The 14355-nt window shown below is 42.6% G+C and carries 12 protein-coding genes; 3 read left to right on the top strand and 9 right to left on the bottom strand.

The features are described 5' to 3' along the window. Positions 1-298: 298 nt before the first annotated feature. Entirely contained in the window at positions 299-1642 is a 1344-nt protein-coding gene (locus tag ACFFAP_RS15235) for a PQQ-dependent sugar dehydrogenase (RefSeq protein ID WP_375511989.1), read from the top strand. A gap of 174 nt (positions 1643-1816) precedes the next feature. Continuing rightward, positions 1817-2224 (top strand): phosphomannose isomerase type II C-terminal cupin domain, encoded by a 408-nt coding sequence (locus ACFFAP_RS15230; RefSeq protein WP_375511988.1) that lies wholly within the window; start codon positions 1817-1819, stop codon positions 2222-2224. 177 nt (positions 2225-2401) lie between these two features. Here ACFFAP_RS15230 and ACFFAP_RS15225 read toward each other — a convergent pair whose 3' ends face one another. The 9 genes from ACFFAP_RS15225 to dndC form a co-directional block, all read right to left on the bottom strand. Next, entirely contained in the window at positions 2402-3160 is a 759-nt protein-coding gene (locus ACFFAP_RS15225) for a HEAT repeat domain-containing protein (RefSeq protein ID WP_375511987.1), read from the bottom strand. 172 nt (positions 3161-3332) lie between these two features. Further along, positions 3333-3932: a GNAT family N-acetyltransferase gene (locus tag ACFFAP_RS15220; protein WP_375511986.1), complete on the bottom strand. Its 600-nt coding sequence runs from the start codon at positions 3930-3932 to the stop codon at positions 3333-3335. Positions 3933-3950: 18 nt separating this feature from the next. Then, entirely contained in the window at positions 3951-4142 is a 192-nt protein-coding gene (locus tag ACFFAP_RS15215) for a hypothetical protein (RefSeq protein WP_375511985.1), read from the bottom strand. A gap of 233 nt (positions 4143-4375) precedes the next feature. Beyond that, entirely contained in the window at positions 4376-4783 is a 408-nt protein-coding gene (locus tag ACFFAP_RS15210) for an ABC transporter permease (RefSeq protein ID WP_375511984.1), read from the bottom strand. Beyond that, positions 4768-6282, bottom strand: a complete 1515-nt coding sequence (locus ACFFAP_RS15205) for an AmpG family muropeptide MFS transporter (RefSeq protein WP_375511983.1) — start codon at positions 6280-6282, stop codon at positions 4768-4770. The genes ACFFAP_RS15210 and ACFFAP_RS15205 overlap by 16 nt, the downstream gene beginning before the upstream one ends. A gap of 245 nt (positions 6283-6527) precedes the next feature. Further along, positions 6528-7985, bottom strand: coding sequence for a DNA phosphorothioation-associated putative methyltransferase (locus ACFFAP_RS15200; RefSeq protein WP_375511982.1), 1458 nt, complete (start codon positions 7983-7985; stop codon positions 6528-6530). Positions 7986-8036: 51 nt separating this feature from the next. After that, entirely contained in the window at positions 8037-8423 is a 387-nt protein-coding gene (dndE, locus tag ACFFAP_RS15195) for a DNA sulfur modification protein DndE (RefSeq protein WP_375511990.1), read from the bottom strand. 41 nt (positions 8424-8464) lie between these two features. Beyond that, a complete protein-coding gene (dndD, locus tag ACFFAP_RS15190) occupies positions 8465-10501 on the bottom strand; it encodes a DNA sulfur modification protein DndD (protein WP_375511981.1) in 2037 nt (678 codons plus the stop codon). A gap of 278 nt (positions 10502-10779) precedes the next feature. After that, positions 10780-12405 (bottom strand): DNA phosphorothioation system sulfurtransferase DndC, encoded by a 1626-nt coding sequence (gene dndC / locus ACFFAP_RS15185; protein WP_375511980.1) that lies wholly within the window; start codon positions 12403-12405, stop codon positions 10780-10782. Positions 12406-12699: 294 nt separating this feature from the next. On the opposite strand from dndC, the gene ACFFAP_RS15180 reads away from it, so the two are divergent. After that, the gene (locus ACFFAP_RS15180) at positions 12700-14292 is read left to right on the top strand and encodes a DGQHR domain-containing protein (RefSeq protein WP_375511979.1); all 1593 of its coding nucleotides are present in this window, start codon (positions 12700-12702) and stop codon (positions 14290-14292) included. Positions 14293-14355: the final 63 nt, after the last annotated feature.

Below are 14355 nucleotides of genomic sequence, written 5' to 3'. Positions count from 1 at the left end.
GCCACTCTTCAAATGTACGGAGTTTTTTCAGAAATCAAATGCTAGTCCTATATATATGAAGATTGGAGATTAGGTATCCCTTCGGCTTACCTCGGCTTACTTCGACTACGCTCAGTACAAGTCGCTACCTCGGCTTCGCTCGGTACAAGTCGGCACAAGTCGCTCAGGGCAAGTGGGGATTAGGAATGGGGGAGTAAATTAATCGGGTGACTAACTTAGAAAAATTGGACTTTAGACTGGCGACAATTATTCAGTCTCAAGTCTAAAGTAAGAAAATTGTGTCGTAGTGTCTACCGCCATGAAAGTCTTTGCGCGTTTCTTGCTGCCAGTTTTTTTACTGACCCTGGTAGCAGGCTGTAACCAGACTCGCGCTTCCTCAGATAATCCTATACCACAAACATCTCTACCTTCTGCTCAACTGACACAGAATCCTACACAGTCAAAAGATATCGTTCGGACTGAAGCATTTTCACCTACGCGCATCCGGGTGAATCTGAAGAATTTACCAGCACCCTTCGCAACAGAAAGTGCCTCTAAGCAACCTGAGGTTGTGCCCATTCCGCAAAATCCGGTGTTGCGCGTACCACCAGGCTTTACAGTTAACGTCTTTGCACAAGGTTTAGATGCCCCACGCTGGCTAGCTTTAACCCCTAGCGGTGACGTATTGGTGACTGAAACCAGGCAAAACCGCATTCGTCTGTTACGTGACAGCAAGGGTGATGGTGTAGCCGACGTTCGAGAAACCTTTGCTAGTAGGGACAACGGACTCAATAGACCCTTTGGTATGGCTTTTGCTGGTAATTCCTTTTTTCTGGGGAACACAGATGCTGTACTACGTTTTCCCTATAAGAAAGGTCAAAAGAATATTACAAACAAGGGAAAAAAAATCGCCGACTTGCCTTCTCAAGGTTATAACAACCATTGGACGCGCAATGTTATTATTTCGCCCAATGGCAATAAATTATATGTTTCAGTTGGTTCAGGAACCAATGTTGATGAAGAACCCCTACCACGGGCTTCAGTACAGGTGATGAATTTGGATGGTTCCCAGCAACAAACTTTTGCTTCTGGCTTACGTAATCCGGTTGGTTTAGACTTTCATCCTGTAACTAAGGAACTTTACGCCACTGTCAACGAACGCGATGGAATCGGTGATGATTTGGTTCCAGATTATCTTACACGCGTTAAGCAGGGGGCATTTTACGGCTGGCCTTATGCTTATCTGACACCAAACAACCTAGATCCGCGCCAAAAGACGGATGGCAAAAGTAAACGCCCAGACCTAGCAGCCCGTACTCAAACGCCAGATGTGCTGTTCCAGGCGCACTCAGCAGCATTGGGTTTACAGTTTTATGATGGTAAAACGTTTCCAGAAAAATACCGGAATGGTGCTTTTGCTGCTTTTCGTGGTTCTTGGAACCGCGATCGCGGTACTGGTTATAAAATTGTGTTTGTTCCCTTCGATGCTAAAGGGCGATCGCTTGGCTATTACGAAGACTTTCTCACAGGATTTTTGCTAAATCCTTCTGTACCAACCACTTGGGGACGACCTGTAGGTTTACTCATGTTACCAGATGGCAGTCTATTAGTAACAGAAGAAGCCAATAATCGGATTTATCGGATTCAGTATACGGGCGGTTAAGCAATTGGTGCATTCAGACATTTAAAAATTCACGGATAGCATCTGTTGCTTAGAGTAAAGTTAGAGCAGTTGTCATCAATAGGAATGTTGTGGCTGCATCTCCCTACCCAGGTTTATCCTGTTTAGGATAAATTACTTAAAAATACTAATACTCATCTGGTTGAGAAATTAATTATGACTCCTAATGAAAATAATACTCAGTCAAATATCAACGAATTGTCTCCACATTCAGGTACACGATACTGGGGTGAAGTAGAGGTGATCGAGGAGGGAAAAACTTATAGAATTAGTCGTCTTGAAATTAAGCCCAGGCACGGAATTAAACCACAAATTCATTATCACCGCAATGAACATTGGGTTGTAGTCTCTGGTGTAGCTAAGGTGACTTGTGGAGAAAAAGAAATATTACTGAATCGAAACGAATCAACTTATGTTCCCGCAGCAACTCTACATAAGGTAGAAAATCCTGGACAGATTCCGTTAATTATTCTGGAAATTCAAAATGGTGAATATTTGGGCGAAGATGATACGGAACGCCCCTATGATTTAAATTTGGTCAAACCTGTAGCTGATAGTCAGTAAGGACAGGGGAAGTGGATGAGGGAGCAGGGGAGTAAGGGGAGTAGGGGAGGCAGGGAAGACTTGGGGACAAGGTGACAAGAGGTGAGAACTTGCAACAAGTCTTTCCCTATGCCCAATGCTCACTTACTCTGAGCGAACGTGAGTGCGTCTCCAATAGTTGCCGAAGGGATGCCCAAATCAAAACCACCCTTCTTGTTCAAGGGTTTCAATCAGCTGCAAGCCACGGGGATCACCCACTCCTAACAGTGAAGCTTTGGCGTCTGCCCGTACTCCTAAATCTTGGTCTTCGGCAAAGGCTTGAATTAAGGCGTCGATCGCTGTGGCATAAACTACATTAGAAGGCAGTTCGCGGCACAGTTGACCAATTGCCCAAGCACTGTTACTCCGCACTGCTGCCACGGGATCTTTAACTAAGGCTTCAATTAATGGCGGTATTGCCCCTATAACTGCTTCATAACTCACTTCTGCCATTTGTGCTAAGGCGCTAGCAGCCCACAAACGCACTGCGGAAATGTCAGTTCTGAGGGCATCTGCTAGGGGCGGTAAACAACGGCGATCGCGACAGTTTCCTAAAGCCCAAACAACGCCTTTACGCACATAGCCGTTCCAATCACTGTTTAGTTGAGCAATTAACGGATTCACTGCCTCTAAACTAGGATTGCGTCCGAGCCCATAGGCTGCACTCACCCGCACTAAGGGACAGGTATCACTTAATAGGCGAATCAGATGCGGGGTAGCACGCGCATCTTCTATATCACAAAAAGCACGCGCTGCTAACATTCTTTGCTGGGCCTGGGGATTTTCCAGCAGGGCTAGCATCACTTCTGGATCTGGCTTTGCCACAACTGATTCGGCAGTTAGCGGCTCTATTTTATCTAGGGGGCTTTCTAGCTCCTCCTCAATATCTAGTAGGCTTAGATCTTCTTCGTCATACATAATTTCATTTCAATCCCTTTAGGGATTAACACATAATCCCCCGCGCCAATAAGTTAAAGCTTTATAAGTATTCGTTGCGTAATTATACACTTTCCTTTCTCCTCGTTGAGTTTTATTCAAACGAGCAACGCCATAACTCAGACGCTTAAGTATGTTACTGCTATCCTGTAATTTATTTTTCTGCACTCAGGAATTTTACCATCCACAGGGATTGGGTTTGATAACCTAACTGATTGTAAAGATTTAATGCAGGTTTGTTGGATTGAAACACTTGCAATCCAATCTGGCGATCGCCTCTTTGAATAGCCCAATTTTCCACATATTGCATTAAGGCTGTACCAATACCCCGTCGCCGATATTCTGGTACAACGTAGAGGATAAAGATATGAGCATGACGATTACCCTGCACTTGATCTATGGCATTGCCCACCCAGAGGCAGGCTATAGGGGGATGGGCATTGGGCATCCCTTCGGCAACTCTTGGAGACGCTACGCGAACGCTCAGGGCAAGTGGCAATGGGGGATGGGGAGGAGGCAGAGGTGCAGGGGGAAGGGTGCTCAGAAGAGGAATTTCCCCCTGCTCCCTCTCCTCTTCTACCCACCACAAGGGCGTATCGCTAGAAAAGTATTGCTTAACTGTTTGCTCTAGGTGGGAAAAATTCTCATTGGGAAAGAGATCCTGGTAAGTTCGCTGCATGAATTTCAGCAGCAGCGTCCGATCCAAAGTAGAACCACGGCGAATAATATATCCAGGTAGTAGTTGCTCAGACACTTAAATACGTTTATTGACTTAGCTAACTAAGTTATGTGCTGCTGGTGGCAAATTAGCAGGAGTGGGTTGAGAACTTACTCCCACCTCTTCAATTGGTGCGGGTGCTGCCATATCAGAGGGTAAAAAAATCCGGGCGCTGACTGCCACTAGGGCAAAGAAAAATACTAATACTGCAAGCAGTGGGGCGATGTATTGACGAAAAATAGCCATATTTTAATTGCAAGAAGCTCTGAACTTTTATGAGAGCCTAGCTGAAGATTTGTGAAGTCTTCTTGATTTATTTTAGCGATTTTCTGTGTATGGGGAATGGGGAATTGGGCATCCCTTCGGCTTACCTCGGCTTCGCTCGGCACAAGTCGCTCAGGGCAACTGGGTATGGGGCATTGTTATTCTTCTCCTGCTCCCCCTGCTCCCTCATCTCCCTCATCTCCCCTGCTTCGGGACTATTGGCGATCGCGCTCTAAGTCATCAAGTACTCTTTCACAATACCAATTCTCCGGCATCCCAGGATAAGTCTCCTTTGCTTGTTCAATTAACCGTTCGGCAGCAGCAGTGTCACCGGATAATTTAGCGATTAGCCTGTTTTTGAGATAGCTATCAGATCCACCATCGTCTACCTGGTTTGCTATACCTTCATTTCTAGTTAATGGTCGGGACTGATCTCTCCGCAACTGCCAAAATAAAACGTAATAAAGTGTACCAAAAATTAAAATTAGGCTGAGTGTTCCGAAAAAAGTTAAAAGGTTAAATGCTAGAAATCCCAGAACTAACTGTGAGAGAACATACCCAAGTAATAAACCAGTGAGTAAGAGGATGAATGTGCCGACAGCAATAACTACTTGATTCCCCATATATCCTCTTCTTCTTCCTCAAGTCCTGGTCTGGATACTGCTACTAGCTGAGGGTTCCAGGGGGCAACTAACGGTAAAAGTAGCAATCCAGGTAAGGCTGCTACTAGGGTTAGTAAGAAAAATGAGGGCCAGCCTGTGGCCTTAGCCCAATCTCCGGCAGGAGCTGAAAGAACGTCTCTACTAATAGCCATTAAGCTAGAGAATAAAGCAAACTGAGTAGTTGTAAAGCGGTGGTTACAAAGGTTCATTAAAAATGCAACTGTAGCAACTGTGACTAATCCAGCACTGAAGTTTTCGATGTTCACTGCCAACACTAAAAGCGAATAATCTTTGCCAGCAACCGCTAACGCATAATAACCCAAGTTACTCAATAATTGCAGTATGCCAAATATCCATAAACTGCGATTGAGGTTAATTCTAGTCATAATGACGCCACCGACTAATACGCCGACTGTCGTGGCTATAAAGCCGATTCCAGCTTGAATTGCCCCAATCTCAGTTTTGGTAAAACTGATTTCCCGCAAAAATAAATTCGCTGTGATTCCCACCAAAGAATCACCTAGCTTATAGAGGACGATAAAAACTAGGATGACGCTACCTTGAGGAAGCCCAAATCGGTGAAAGAATTCCTTGAATGGTAGGAAAATTGCTTCTTGTAAATTTTGGGGCGGAGTATCTTCTCTTACCTCACCTAATAACTCTGTTGGTAATAACAAAGATGTGACTATCCAGGCTAATATCAAAGTTGCTAATAGCCAATAAAATATAGGTAAGGAGATAAAGCCGACAAATACACCTCCGATTAATCCAACTACCAACACAGTTATAAATAGCAGAAAAATGACATCTTTGAAAGATAGGGGTGCAGCTTTTTGTATGTTGTCGCGGATCTTTGGTTCTGCTGGTGCCCATAAAGTTGTCAGTATACTCCCTGCCATTAAAGCTGCCATGAGTAAGTAAACACCATTCCAAGGGATATGATCTGCTAGAACTAAAGCTAAGGAACTGGTAATAAACAGGGCTAAACGATAGCCTAGAACCCAGACTGATGCACCTGTTTTGGATTCTAGGGGATTTAAAATGTCCGTGCGGTACGCATCACCGGCAATGTCTTGGGTGGCACTTAAAAAAGTGATGATCAGACAGTTGAGTGCCAAAACTTGTAGTACTTGGTCATTTTGGGCAGGTTGTTGTAATGCTAGAAGTGCGATCGCTAATGCTAATCCCAGTTGCGTAATTACTAGCCAACCCCGCCTTCCTCCTAGAACTGGCGGTATAAATCTATCTAATAAAGGTGACCATAAGAATTTCAGGGAATAAGGCAAAGCCAGCAGACCAAATAAAGTAATTTTCCCTATATCAACCTTGGCATCTTGCATCCACAACTGCAACGTTCTACTAGTTAAAAACAACGGCAACCCAGATGCAAAACCTAGCAATAACAAAGCACCCATCTTACGACTTTGGACAGCTAGTCGCAGTGCTTGCATTTCTCTCATTGTTTAGACATTCCTTATCACCTTGGATTAATTTCACTTAAGAATGCACGTTATCGGATACAGCAAGCGCCTATCATGCAAAGTTTGCAGGAATTATAAAGCTGTACGCTTCACGTAAAATTGGTAAGCTAATTGCAGTTATCTTGCCACACCTGCTATACCATCTCATGCATATACGCCAGTTTGTACCCAATCTTCTTGGCTGATATGCTCATCAAGAATGTCCTGAAAGTCTTAGCTTTTCCTTAACTTTCCTGAATTGGATGAACCTGATGCCCCCTGATTTCTACTCTGTGTGCAGCAAGGCATTTTTTCCAACCTTCACGCGTACCAATGTCGCTTTTTTGGTTAAGCAGCCCTAATTCCTGTTCTTGTTGAGTGAGTTTAGCAAATTCTTCGTAGCGTGGGTAGTTGCTGGTAACAAATGTTTCCTTACGGTGTAAAATCGGCGGATTTGCCCTAGTTTCGTAGTCTCGATGAGTTATGAACAGGGTTTTTAAATCAATACCGATGCTGGCTTTTAATGCCGGATGGGGATCAGTATCGAATTCGGGGTAAGACAGATAGGATATTTGCGGCTTATCAGTATGATATTTGATTAATGTGGCTTCATCGACACGCCCAATGGTACGGCTAGCGCAACCTTCACAAATTCGTAGTACAGGGTCAAGTGCTGCTAATGCCGAAACATGGATGTAAAGCGCACCGCGTGTATGTTTACCAATTTTGCTTTTTTCGCACGCAGTTTGAATTACCCCAGGTTTACCTAAGCTGAAAAGTTTTTGGTCGGCTACAAGGCACGCTTCCTCATAGCTACTAAAGAAGGCTTTGATATCGTGACGTATTTCTGGGGCTAGTTTCTGCCATGCAGGGCGTTGATCAAAGTGGGTGAGCGCGAGATAAACTTGGATATCTAGAGAACGACGGTAAGCGATCGCATCCCATTCTTCCTCGTCAGTGGCTTGCAAAACTACACCAAAGGCGCGGCGAAAGTTACCAAATTCACTCAGTAATTCCTGTTCATTTTCCAATTCACCTTTAACAGGTAGTCTACCGCGCTTGGTAAAAAAAGCCATTAATGGTTGCAGTTGTTCTTGATAGTCTTCAAACCGCTTAACGGGGATGCGGACTCGCGGTGTAGAAGTTGCAGAAAAGAAGCGGATAGCTTTGTAACTTTCTTTTTCAGCTTCATCTCGAAAAACAAAGTAGACACCTAAAGCGATCGGTACTGCATCGACATTTAAGACTTCATCAATATAAGTTTTAAGTTCTTCTTGTTCGTAATATTTCTGAAAAGTATTGCGGCGCGTCACAATGCCATCATTGTAAGCAAGTTGAGTTTTGCTGGGAGCGTTAATCAGGATTTGAGCCGCGACAATTAAAACTTTCCCGGTGAGTTCCCAGGCTTGGTGAAGGCTTTTACGGCGTTCTTCTGCGTCTTCAATGACGTTGAGGACATACCCCAAGTTGACCACATCGGCGGGAGTGCATGGGACATCGGGATGGTAGTAAGGATCCCAGCCTGCACTGGTGTAGCCTAAGTTTTTTACTCGTTGGACATCACCACCGTAGCCGCAACCGTAATCAAAAAAAGTGGTGTCTTGATGTAGGATTGCCCATTCTATAGCCAATCGCACGGGGCGAGATAAATCAGTGCGAGCGATCGCAGCTCTATGACGCTCAATTTCTAGCGCTTCAGCCATAATATTAGTTGTCAGTTAACAGTGAACAGTTAACAGTCAACTAATATCCTTTCAATTTTTAACCGCCAGTTCAATTAAATCTTCAATTTTCTTGATATTTGGATCGCCTGCTAAGTAGCCAATACCACGATGTAAGTGTAGACGGAATTGGGTGGCGAGGGTTTCTTTGTCGGTGGGATAGCCGTCATTGTGACAGCGTTGCTTGAGGGCGAGGAGCAGTATATCGGACATTTCGCCGCCAAAGACGCGCCAAGTCATTTCGACGTTGCTATCTTGGGGAATTGGGACGGGGGAGGGTGCGGTCGCTTCTGCAAGGGAACGACAAAACGCCCAACGGCATAAGATATTCCATTGGTCGATTTTAGTGTTGCGCTTAAGTTTGGTAAGTTGGTCTTTGGCTGTTTGGGAGAGACGAATACGTTCTATTGGTGATTCCATAATTTTGAAACTACGATCGCTCAATTTTTTAATAATATTTACTACCAAAAATATCCTGATTGGATAGTTGTTTGGCGGGTGGAGGAGTCGTATTTGAGCAGATATTCACGAGCGATCGCTTCGTTTTCTCGCAGTGTTTCTACTTCTTTCTTTCCAATCTCGGTGTCGGTAGAAAGCAAAATTACTTGATGGCTGGCGGCGGGGAAGTAACGCTCAACTAAGTTGCTGCGGTGGGATGAGTCGAGCCTACCTAATGGCGTATCGATTGCTACTGGTAAGCGGTGTCCAGAGACTTTGGCTAAACCCCAGAGGAAGGCGATTGCTAGTAGTTGTTTTTCGCCAGCAGAGAGGCGATGTTTAGGGACAGGTTTACCATTTAAATCGTAAAGCAAAAGGCTAAAAGTCTTTGTATCAATGGTAATGCGATGCACTAAGTCTGATTTGTGCAGGAGATAAAGGAAGCAGTTTTTAACTTCCTCCTCTAATTTATTGAGTTTTCGCAGAGTTAATTTTTCACGAAAAATCTTGAGTGTGTCTTGAACTTTTGCTGCTGAAGTAATAATATGTTCGCTATTTTTATGTTTAATATTTTCTACAGTATAATCACTTAATTCCTTTTTTGATTTGGCAATAATAGTTTCCAATTCAGCTAAACGACGGCGGATTGTTTCGTAATTTGCTTTAGCTTCAACAACTTGATTCTGTGCCGATTCTAATGCTTGACGCAGCTTTGTATAATCTTCTGGTGCTGCTGCTGTTTGCACTTGCCTTTCTAGAGTATGAATTTCTTCTTCTTTATTTTTGAGAATAGCTAGTTTCTCTTTTGCAAAAAGTTTAGAATTTTGTAAATGATATATGAGATTATCTAGCTGACTTAAAGTTTCATCATCAGCTAATAGCCAAGGTGCTTCTGTCTGGATAGTCTTTGCATATAAACTATCTACATCTTGAATTAAAAATAATTGGATTTTTTCAACTTCTATCGGAGAAACTTCTACTTGATTTAGCCAAGTCAATAAGCGCTGATCTCGCTCAATTAACAAATCTTTGGAGATTTGTATCTGTTGATGACGAAATTCTTTTTCACCCTGTGCTTGCGCCTGATTAAGCAAATTGGGAATTAATGCCAGAGGTAAAACATCAGCAGCCAATTCACAGATTAATTGACGTACTTGTTCAATTTCCGCAGTTTTTGTATCCTGCTGTAGTTCTAGTTGATTGCGTTCTGCTGCAATCTTCCCACCTTCAGAAATAAATTTATCAAAGGCCTCTTGCTGCTTTTGTTCTAACTCTTCTACCTGATTTTTGAGAGTTTCTAATTTTTCTACTGTTGTTTGATAACCTTCTTGCTGTTGGGTTAACCTAGTTTCAATTTCCTCTAAGTTTGCTAAATCCTTACTATTACCAACTTCTTTAAGTTTACGGTTAACTAAAATATCTAAATCAACTGCTAAACGATCTGCTAACTCTAGCCCTAAAAGTCCACGTATTGCGTCTACTACAACTGGTGGTGGTATTTCTTGTTCTGCGAGTTCTTTAACCTGTTCACCATCAAAGAGAAATAAGTTAGAAATACCTAACGGCAGAAGATTTTCAATATATTCATCCCAGATATTAACTAAAGCATCAGGCCAGGTATCACTGTCCCCTAAAATACCTAATGTATCTTTACCATCTTTAGGATTTTTTGTCCAACTACGCACAACACGGTATTTTATTGGTTTATCGTTTTCAATATGTTCAAAAAGTAATTCAATACGGGTGTCTGCAACTGGATCTATTCTCTTGGAAAGTTGCTCCTCTTGGGGAGACCCTAAGACCGCACTTTCCGCTTTGTTGTTAACACATTGATTGAGGAAATCGTTATAACTTAAATTACCACGGGTAGAACATTGGGCACGGGGGCCATAAAGAGCAAGACGAATGGCATCCATAAGCGTAGTTTTTCCGCCGCCATTCATGCCACCTAAGAGGATAATTGGACGCGAGTTTTCCTCATCAATTTTTGGGTTAAGATTGATTACCTGTTTCCCACTGTATGGGCCAAAGTTTTGTAATACGAGTTCAAGAAATATCATTGATTTTTAAAATTATTAAATACCAGTTAAAAGTTTGTAGTGAGGGCTTCAGCCTTCTGGTGCGTCCGCTACCCGAACAAAATAGGGCTGAAGCCCTCACTACGAGCAAATGTAAATTATTTACATTGCGTAATATAGTTTTATTTATTCTTGCGTATCATACAATTGCGTAAAATTTGACTTCATTTTTGTTCAACCCACTTTCGCGCAGCCTTCTGTAGGGAAGGAAAGGTGGGTTTCGTCTGTGTAGCCGCGATTTCCAATCGCCGGGTTTCTTGTTATTCTTCTGAATCTTCCTTTTTAAATTTCATACTTGCCCAACTTACCTGTTCATCACTTTCGCTTTCACCTTCATCTACTTCATTGATTGCTGCAACATCCCCCAAAGTCATTTGCTTGACTTTTGCAACATCACCTTGACTAACTGCTTCGCTTAATTCGCGTTTCAAACGAGCATTTTTAATTGCGTCTTCTGGAGAACGGGAACTCGTATTAAAACATTTTTCTAGGGTTTCGTATATTCCCACACGACGAGTCTTTTTGCGATACTGGCGTTCTGTGTCTAATAATTTCGCCATGAGTTCCAAGTGCATCGCGTCACCTTCACAGATTTCTTCTAATACTATCCATTCATCACGACCTAGTAGGCTATAGTCAGCGCCAGGACGGGGGTCTTGAAATTCTTCGCCAGTCACTTCTTGATAAATCCGGGGTAAGCTATCATCAAATTCGTGTCTTTCTTCTAGCCAAATGCGGCGAATTTCGCTCATTTCTTCTAGAGTAATTAGGGTGATGTCGCGCATATTTTCTGGCGCTGTTTGACGAATTTGTTTTTGAACTGTAAGCAGCTTTCTTAGCCAATCCTCCCGCGCTTCTTTAATAAATGGGCCAGGAATAGGTTCAATAGATGTCCCATCTTCTAAGTTACGTTCATAAAGTTGGACACCACCATTTCTACGTCGGAAATCTCTTTTATCACGGGTTTCTTCAGCATCCAATTCTTTACGGAAATCAAGTAAAGGTTGCATCCACTCTTTCTCTTCATCATTTTGAATCATCGCCGCCAGCGATTTATCTTGACTAACCAGCGTGCAAACCCAGCAACCAAAACGAGAGCTACCACAACTAGGGGTAGATGTATCGACAACTAAAGGACATTCATTATCAGCAGAAGCACCTCGATACATGGTAAATAAATCTTTATTGCTGTACCCCCAAGGGTTTTCCCACTGCATGAGATAAATCCAGACTTCATCATTTTGCCAGTCTTCAATAGGGCTATAAACTAAAGAATTTGGCAAGTTCATATTAGGACTGAGGCGATCGCGTACCCGTTGGGCTTCCAATTTTTTCATTCGGCTAGCACGTTTTGTGCTTTCAGCTTTGCGAGTCCCCAAAACAACGATCGCTTCTCCACTCGCTCGGATCACATCACGAATAAAGCGGTTAGAGGGATTAATTTTGAGGCGTTCTGTACACCAACGAAATTTTCCTCTGGGTGCTGGATAACCTTTACCAATCAAGCCTACCCAAAATGTTTCTTTAAAATCTGGCTGTAGCAAATGGGGTTCAAATGGTAATCCTTGCACTTGGGCCTCAGATTTCATCTGTTTTAGAGAATTGCGTACCCAAGCAGCAACGATCGGATTTTCTACCAGTGTGTCTGTAGTAATCACATATATTGTTTTAGTTCGCTTTTGAGGTGGGAGTGCTGCGATCGCATTCCAAACCAATTGCAGTATACATGAACTATCTTTACCTCCTGAGTAACCTACAACCCAAGGTATCTCATCTAAACAGTACAATTCTTGAATTTCAGTGGTGAGAGCTTGGATATCTTCCACTAAATCTGCTACAGTACGCGTTTCCTGAACTTTATTTTCTGGCTGTTGTGCTGTAGCCATTTATCTCCTCCCTATCTGAACAAGCATTTTCTTTAATTCTTTTATCTGGGCGACCGATAAACGCCCCTCCCACCAAAATTTACTGGCACACAAACAAAGTCCGCCTACACGGACTTTGTTGAGATTTTACCTGTATTATATATAACCGCAATAACTGCAACTTTTAGTTATTAGTTGTTTGGTGATCAGCCCTATAGTATAGCATTTTTAAAAGTTTTTAAAAATATAAAGATTGGGTATGAATGTTTTAGACAATGTAAGCTGCTTTATATCCTGTTATTTTTAAAAATAAACATGAAAGACAACCCAACTGCTGACATCGCTAAAGAGTACCTGGAACGAGAAAACAAGGAAAAACAAGTACTAGCTTTACTCCTAGAGAAGTTTTTAGGGAGAAAAGATCAGATTTTCGTTCAAAAAACCGAGATGGGTGGGACTGAGGCTTATGTTAGTTCTGTTACCCTGGAATGGTTTGCAGGTCGTGTTCACTTCGCCTCTGGCTTACCTCTGTTTCAAAAAAAGTATAATCCAGAAACTGATAATGTTGAGATTGACGCGGATAGTATCGATGAAATTCAGCAGCGTCCCCTTGATTGGTCACGTCAAGCACCTCTAGTCCAGTATTTAGCGGCTAGACACAACCATAAGTTTCCACCAGTGTTGGTTGTAATTAATCAACCGTGGGTGGATAATCCCAAAGCTGCTGAGTGGGATAGCGAAGGACGCGCCACCAAGTCTACGACTGATTTTATACCCTTAGATAAAGAAAATCAGGTAGGTCTACTAAATATTTCTGAGGATGATGTAACCATTTATGCACTAGATGGTCAACATCGATTAATGGGGGTGCAAGGATTGATGGAGTTAATCAAAACTCGTAAACTCCAGCGCTATAAAAAAGATAAAGGTGCTGATGACAGTTTTATTACAGTAAATGATTTGATTGACAAATACCAAGTAGACCTTGCTTACTTGCAAAATTTACCCAAGGAAAAAATTGGTATTGAGTTCATCTGTGCGGTAGCGCTTGGGGAAACTCGCACCGAGGCGAGGCGGAGGGTGAGATCGATTTTTGTTCATGTGAACCTGATGGCTGCACCCTTGACTAAAGGTCAGTTAACACAGTTGAATGAAGATGATGGTTTTGCGATCGTTGCTAGAAAAATTGCAGTTACACATCCACTATTAGAACAACGACAAGAGCGCAATCCCCGTGTTAATTGGAATAGTGCAACAGTGGCTTCCAATTCTACAGTTTTGACGACATTGCAAGCTCTGCAAGATATGTCTGAGCGATATTTGGCTCAAAAGTTTCCTCACTGGAAACCCTTGGAGAAAGGTCTAATTCCCATGCGTCCAGAGGATGAAGAACTTGAGCAGGGAATTGAGGAATTTAACAAGCTATTTGATTATTTAGCTAGTCTTTCCAGTTATAAAATTTTAGAACACGAGGATACACCAGCTTTACGGCGGTTCAGCTTTGAGAAAGATGGAGGTGAAGGAAATATGCTTTTCCGTCCGGTTGCTCAAGTTGCATTAGCGCAAGCTTTGGGAATTTTGGTATTTAAAAAAGGTTTTTCCCTAGCAGATATTTTTAAGAAGTTGCGGAAGTTTGACCAACAAGGCGGCTTTAGTGGTATGGAGTATCCCCAATCTCTGTGGTATGGGGTTTTGTATGACCCAAATAAAAAGCGGGTGCAAGTTGCTGGACGAGATTTGGCGGCGAAGTTATTGGTTTATGTCCTAGGTGGAATTCAGGATCAGATGGAACGTGCTGAATTGCGTAAGGTTTTAGCGGATGCTAGGACTGTGGAAGATAAAACTATAAGTTTTGATGGGGAGTTTGTCGAACCAAAAGCGGTAGGACTTCCACATATTCTGAACTAGCCAAGTTAAGTATGGATTTTTCAGTGTGGTTTTTACCGATGCTACAGTCTATAAGGGTTGCAT

The sequence above is a fragment of the uncultured Nostoc sp. genome, from assembly GCF_964245575.1.
GTDB lineage: Bacteria > Cyanobacteriota > Cyanobacteriia > Cyanobacteriales > Nostocaceae > Nostoc.
Note: the sequence above shows the minus strand (reverse complement) of the source record. Positions and strands in the feature narration are given on the sequence as shown.

What these genes read in the sequence shown, in the direction of transcription:
- ACFFAP_RS15225 (WP_375511987.1), bottom strand. Translation starts at nt 3,160, where the DNA reads ATGTATGACGAAGAAGATCTAAGCCTACTAGATATTGAGGAGGAGCTA.
- ACFFAP_RS15235 (WP_375511989.1), top strand. Translation starts at nt 299, where the DNA reads ATGAAAGTCTTTGCGCGTTTCTTGCTGCCAGTTTTTTTACTGACCCTG.
- ACFFAP_RS15215 (WP_375511985.1), bottom strand. Translation starts at nt 4,142, where the DNA reads ATGGCTATTTTTCGTCAATACATCGCCCCACTGCTTGCAGTATTAGTA.
- dndC (WP_375511980.1), bottom strand. Translation starts at nt 12,405, where the DNA reads ATGGCTACAGCACAACAGCCAGAAAATAAAGTTCAGGAAACGCGTACT.
- ACFFAP_RS15210 (WP_375511984.1), bottom strand. Translation starts at nt 4,783, where the DNA reads ATGGGGAATCAAGTAGTTATTGCTGTCGGCACATTCATCCTCTTACTC.
- ACFFAP_RS15180 (WP_375511979.1), top strand. Translation starts at nt 12,700, where the DNA reads ATGAAAGACAACCCAACTGCTGACATCGCTAAAGAGTACCTGGAACGA.
- ACFFAP_RS15205 (WP_375511983.1), bottom strand. Translation starts at nt 6,282, where the DNA reads ATGAGAGAAATGCAAGCACTGCGACTAGCTGTCCAAAGTCGTAAGATG.
- ACFFAP_RS15230 (WP_375511988.1), top strand. Translation starts at nt 1,817, where the DNA reads ATGACTCCTAATGAAAATAATACTCAGTCAAATATCAACGAATTGTCT.
- dndE (WP_375511990.1), bottom strand. Translation starts at nt 8,423, where the DNA reads ATGGAATCACCAATAGAACGTATTCGTCTCTCCCAAACAGCCAAAGAC.
- dndD (WP_375511981.1), bottom strand. Translation starts at nt 10,501, where the DNA reads ATGATATTTCTTGAACTCGTATTACAAAACTTTGGCCCATACAGTGGG.
- ACFFAP_RS15200 (WP_375511982.1), bottom strand. Translation starts at nt 7,985, where the DNA reads ATGGCTGAAGCGCTAGAAATTGAGCGTCATAGAGCTGCGATCGCTCGC.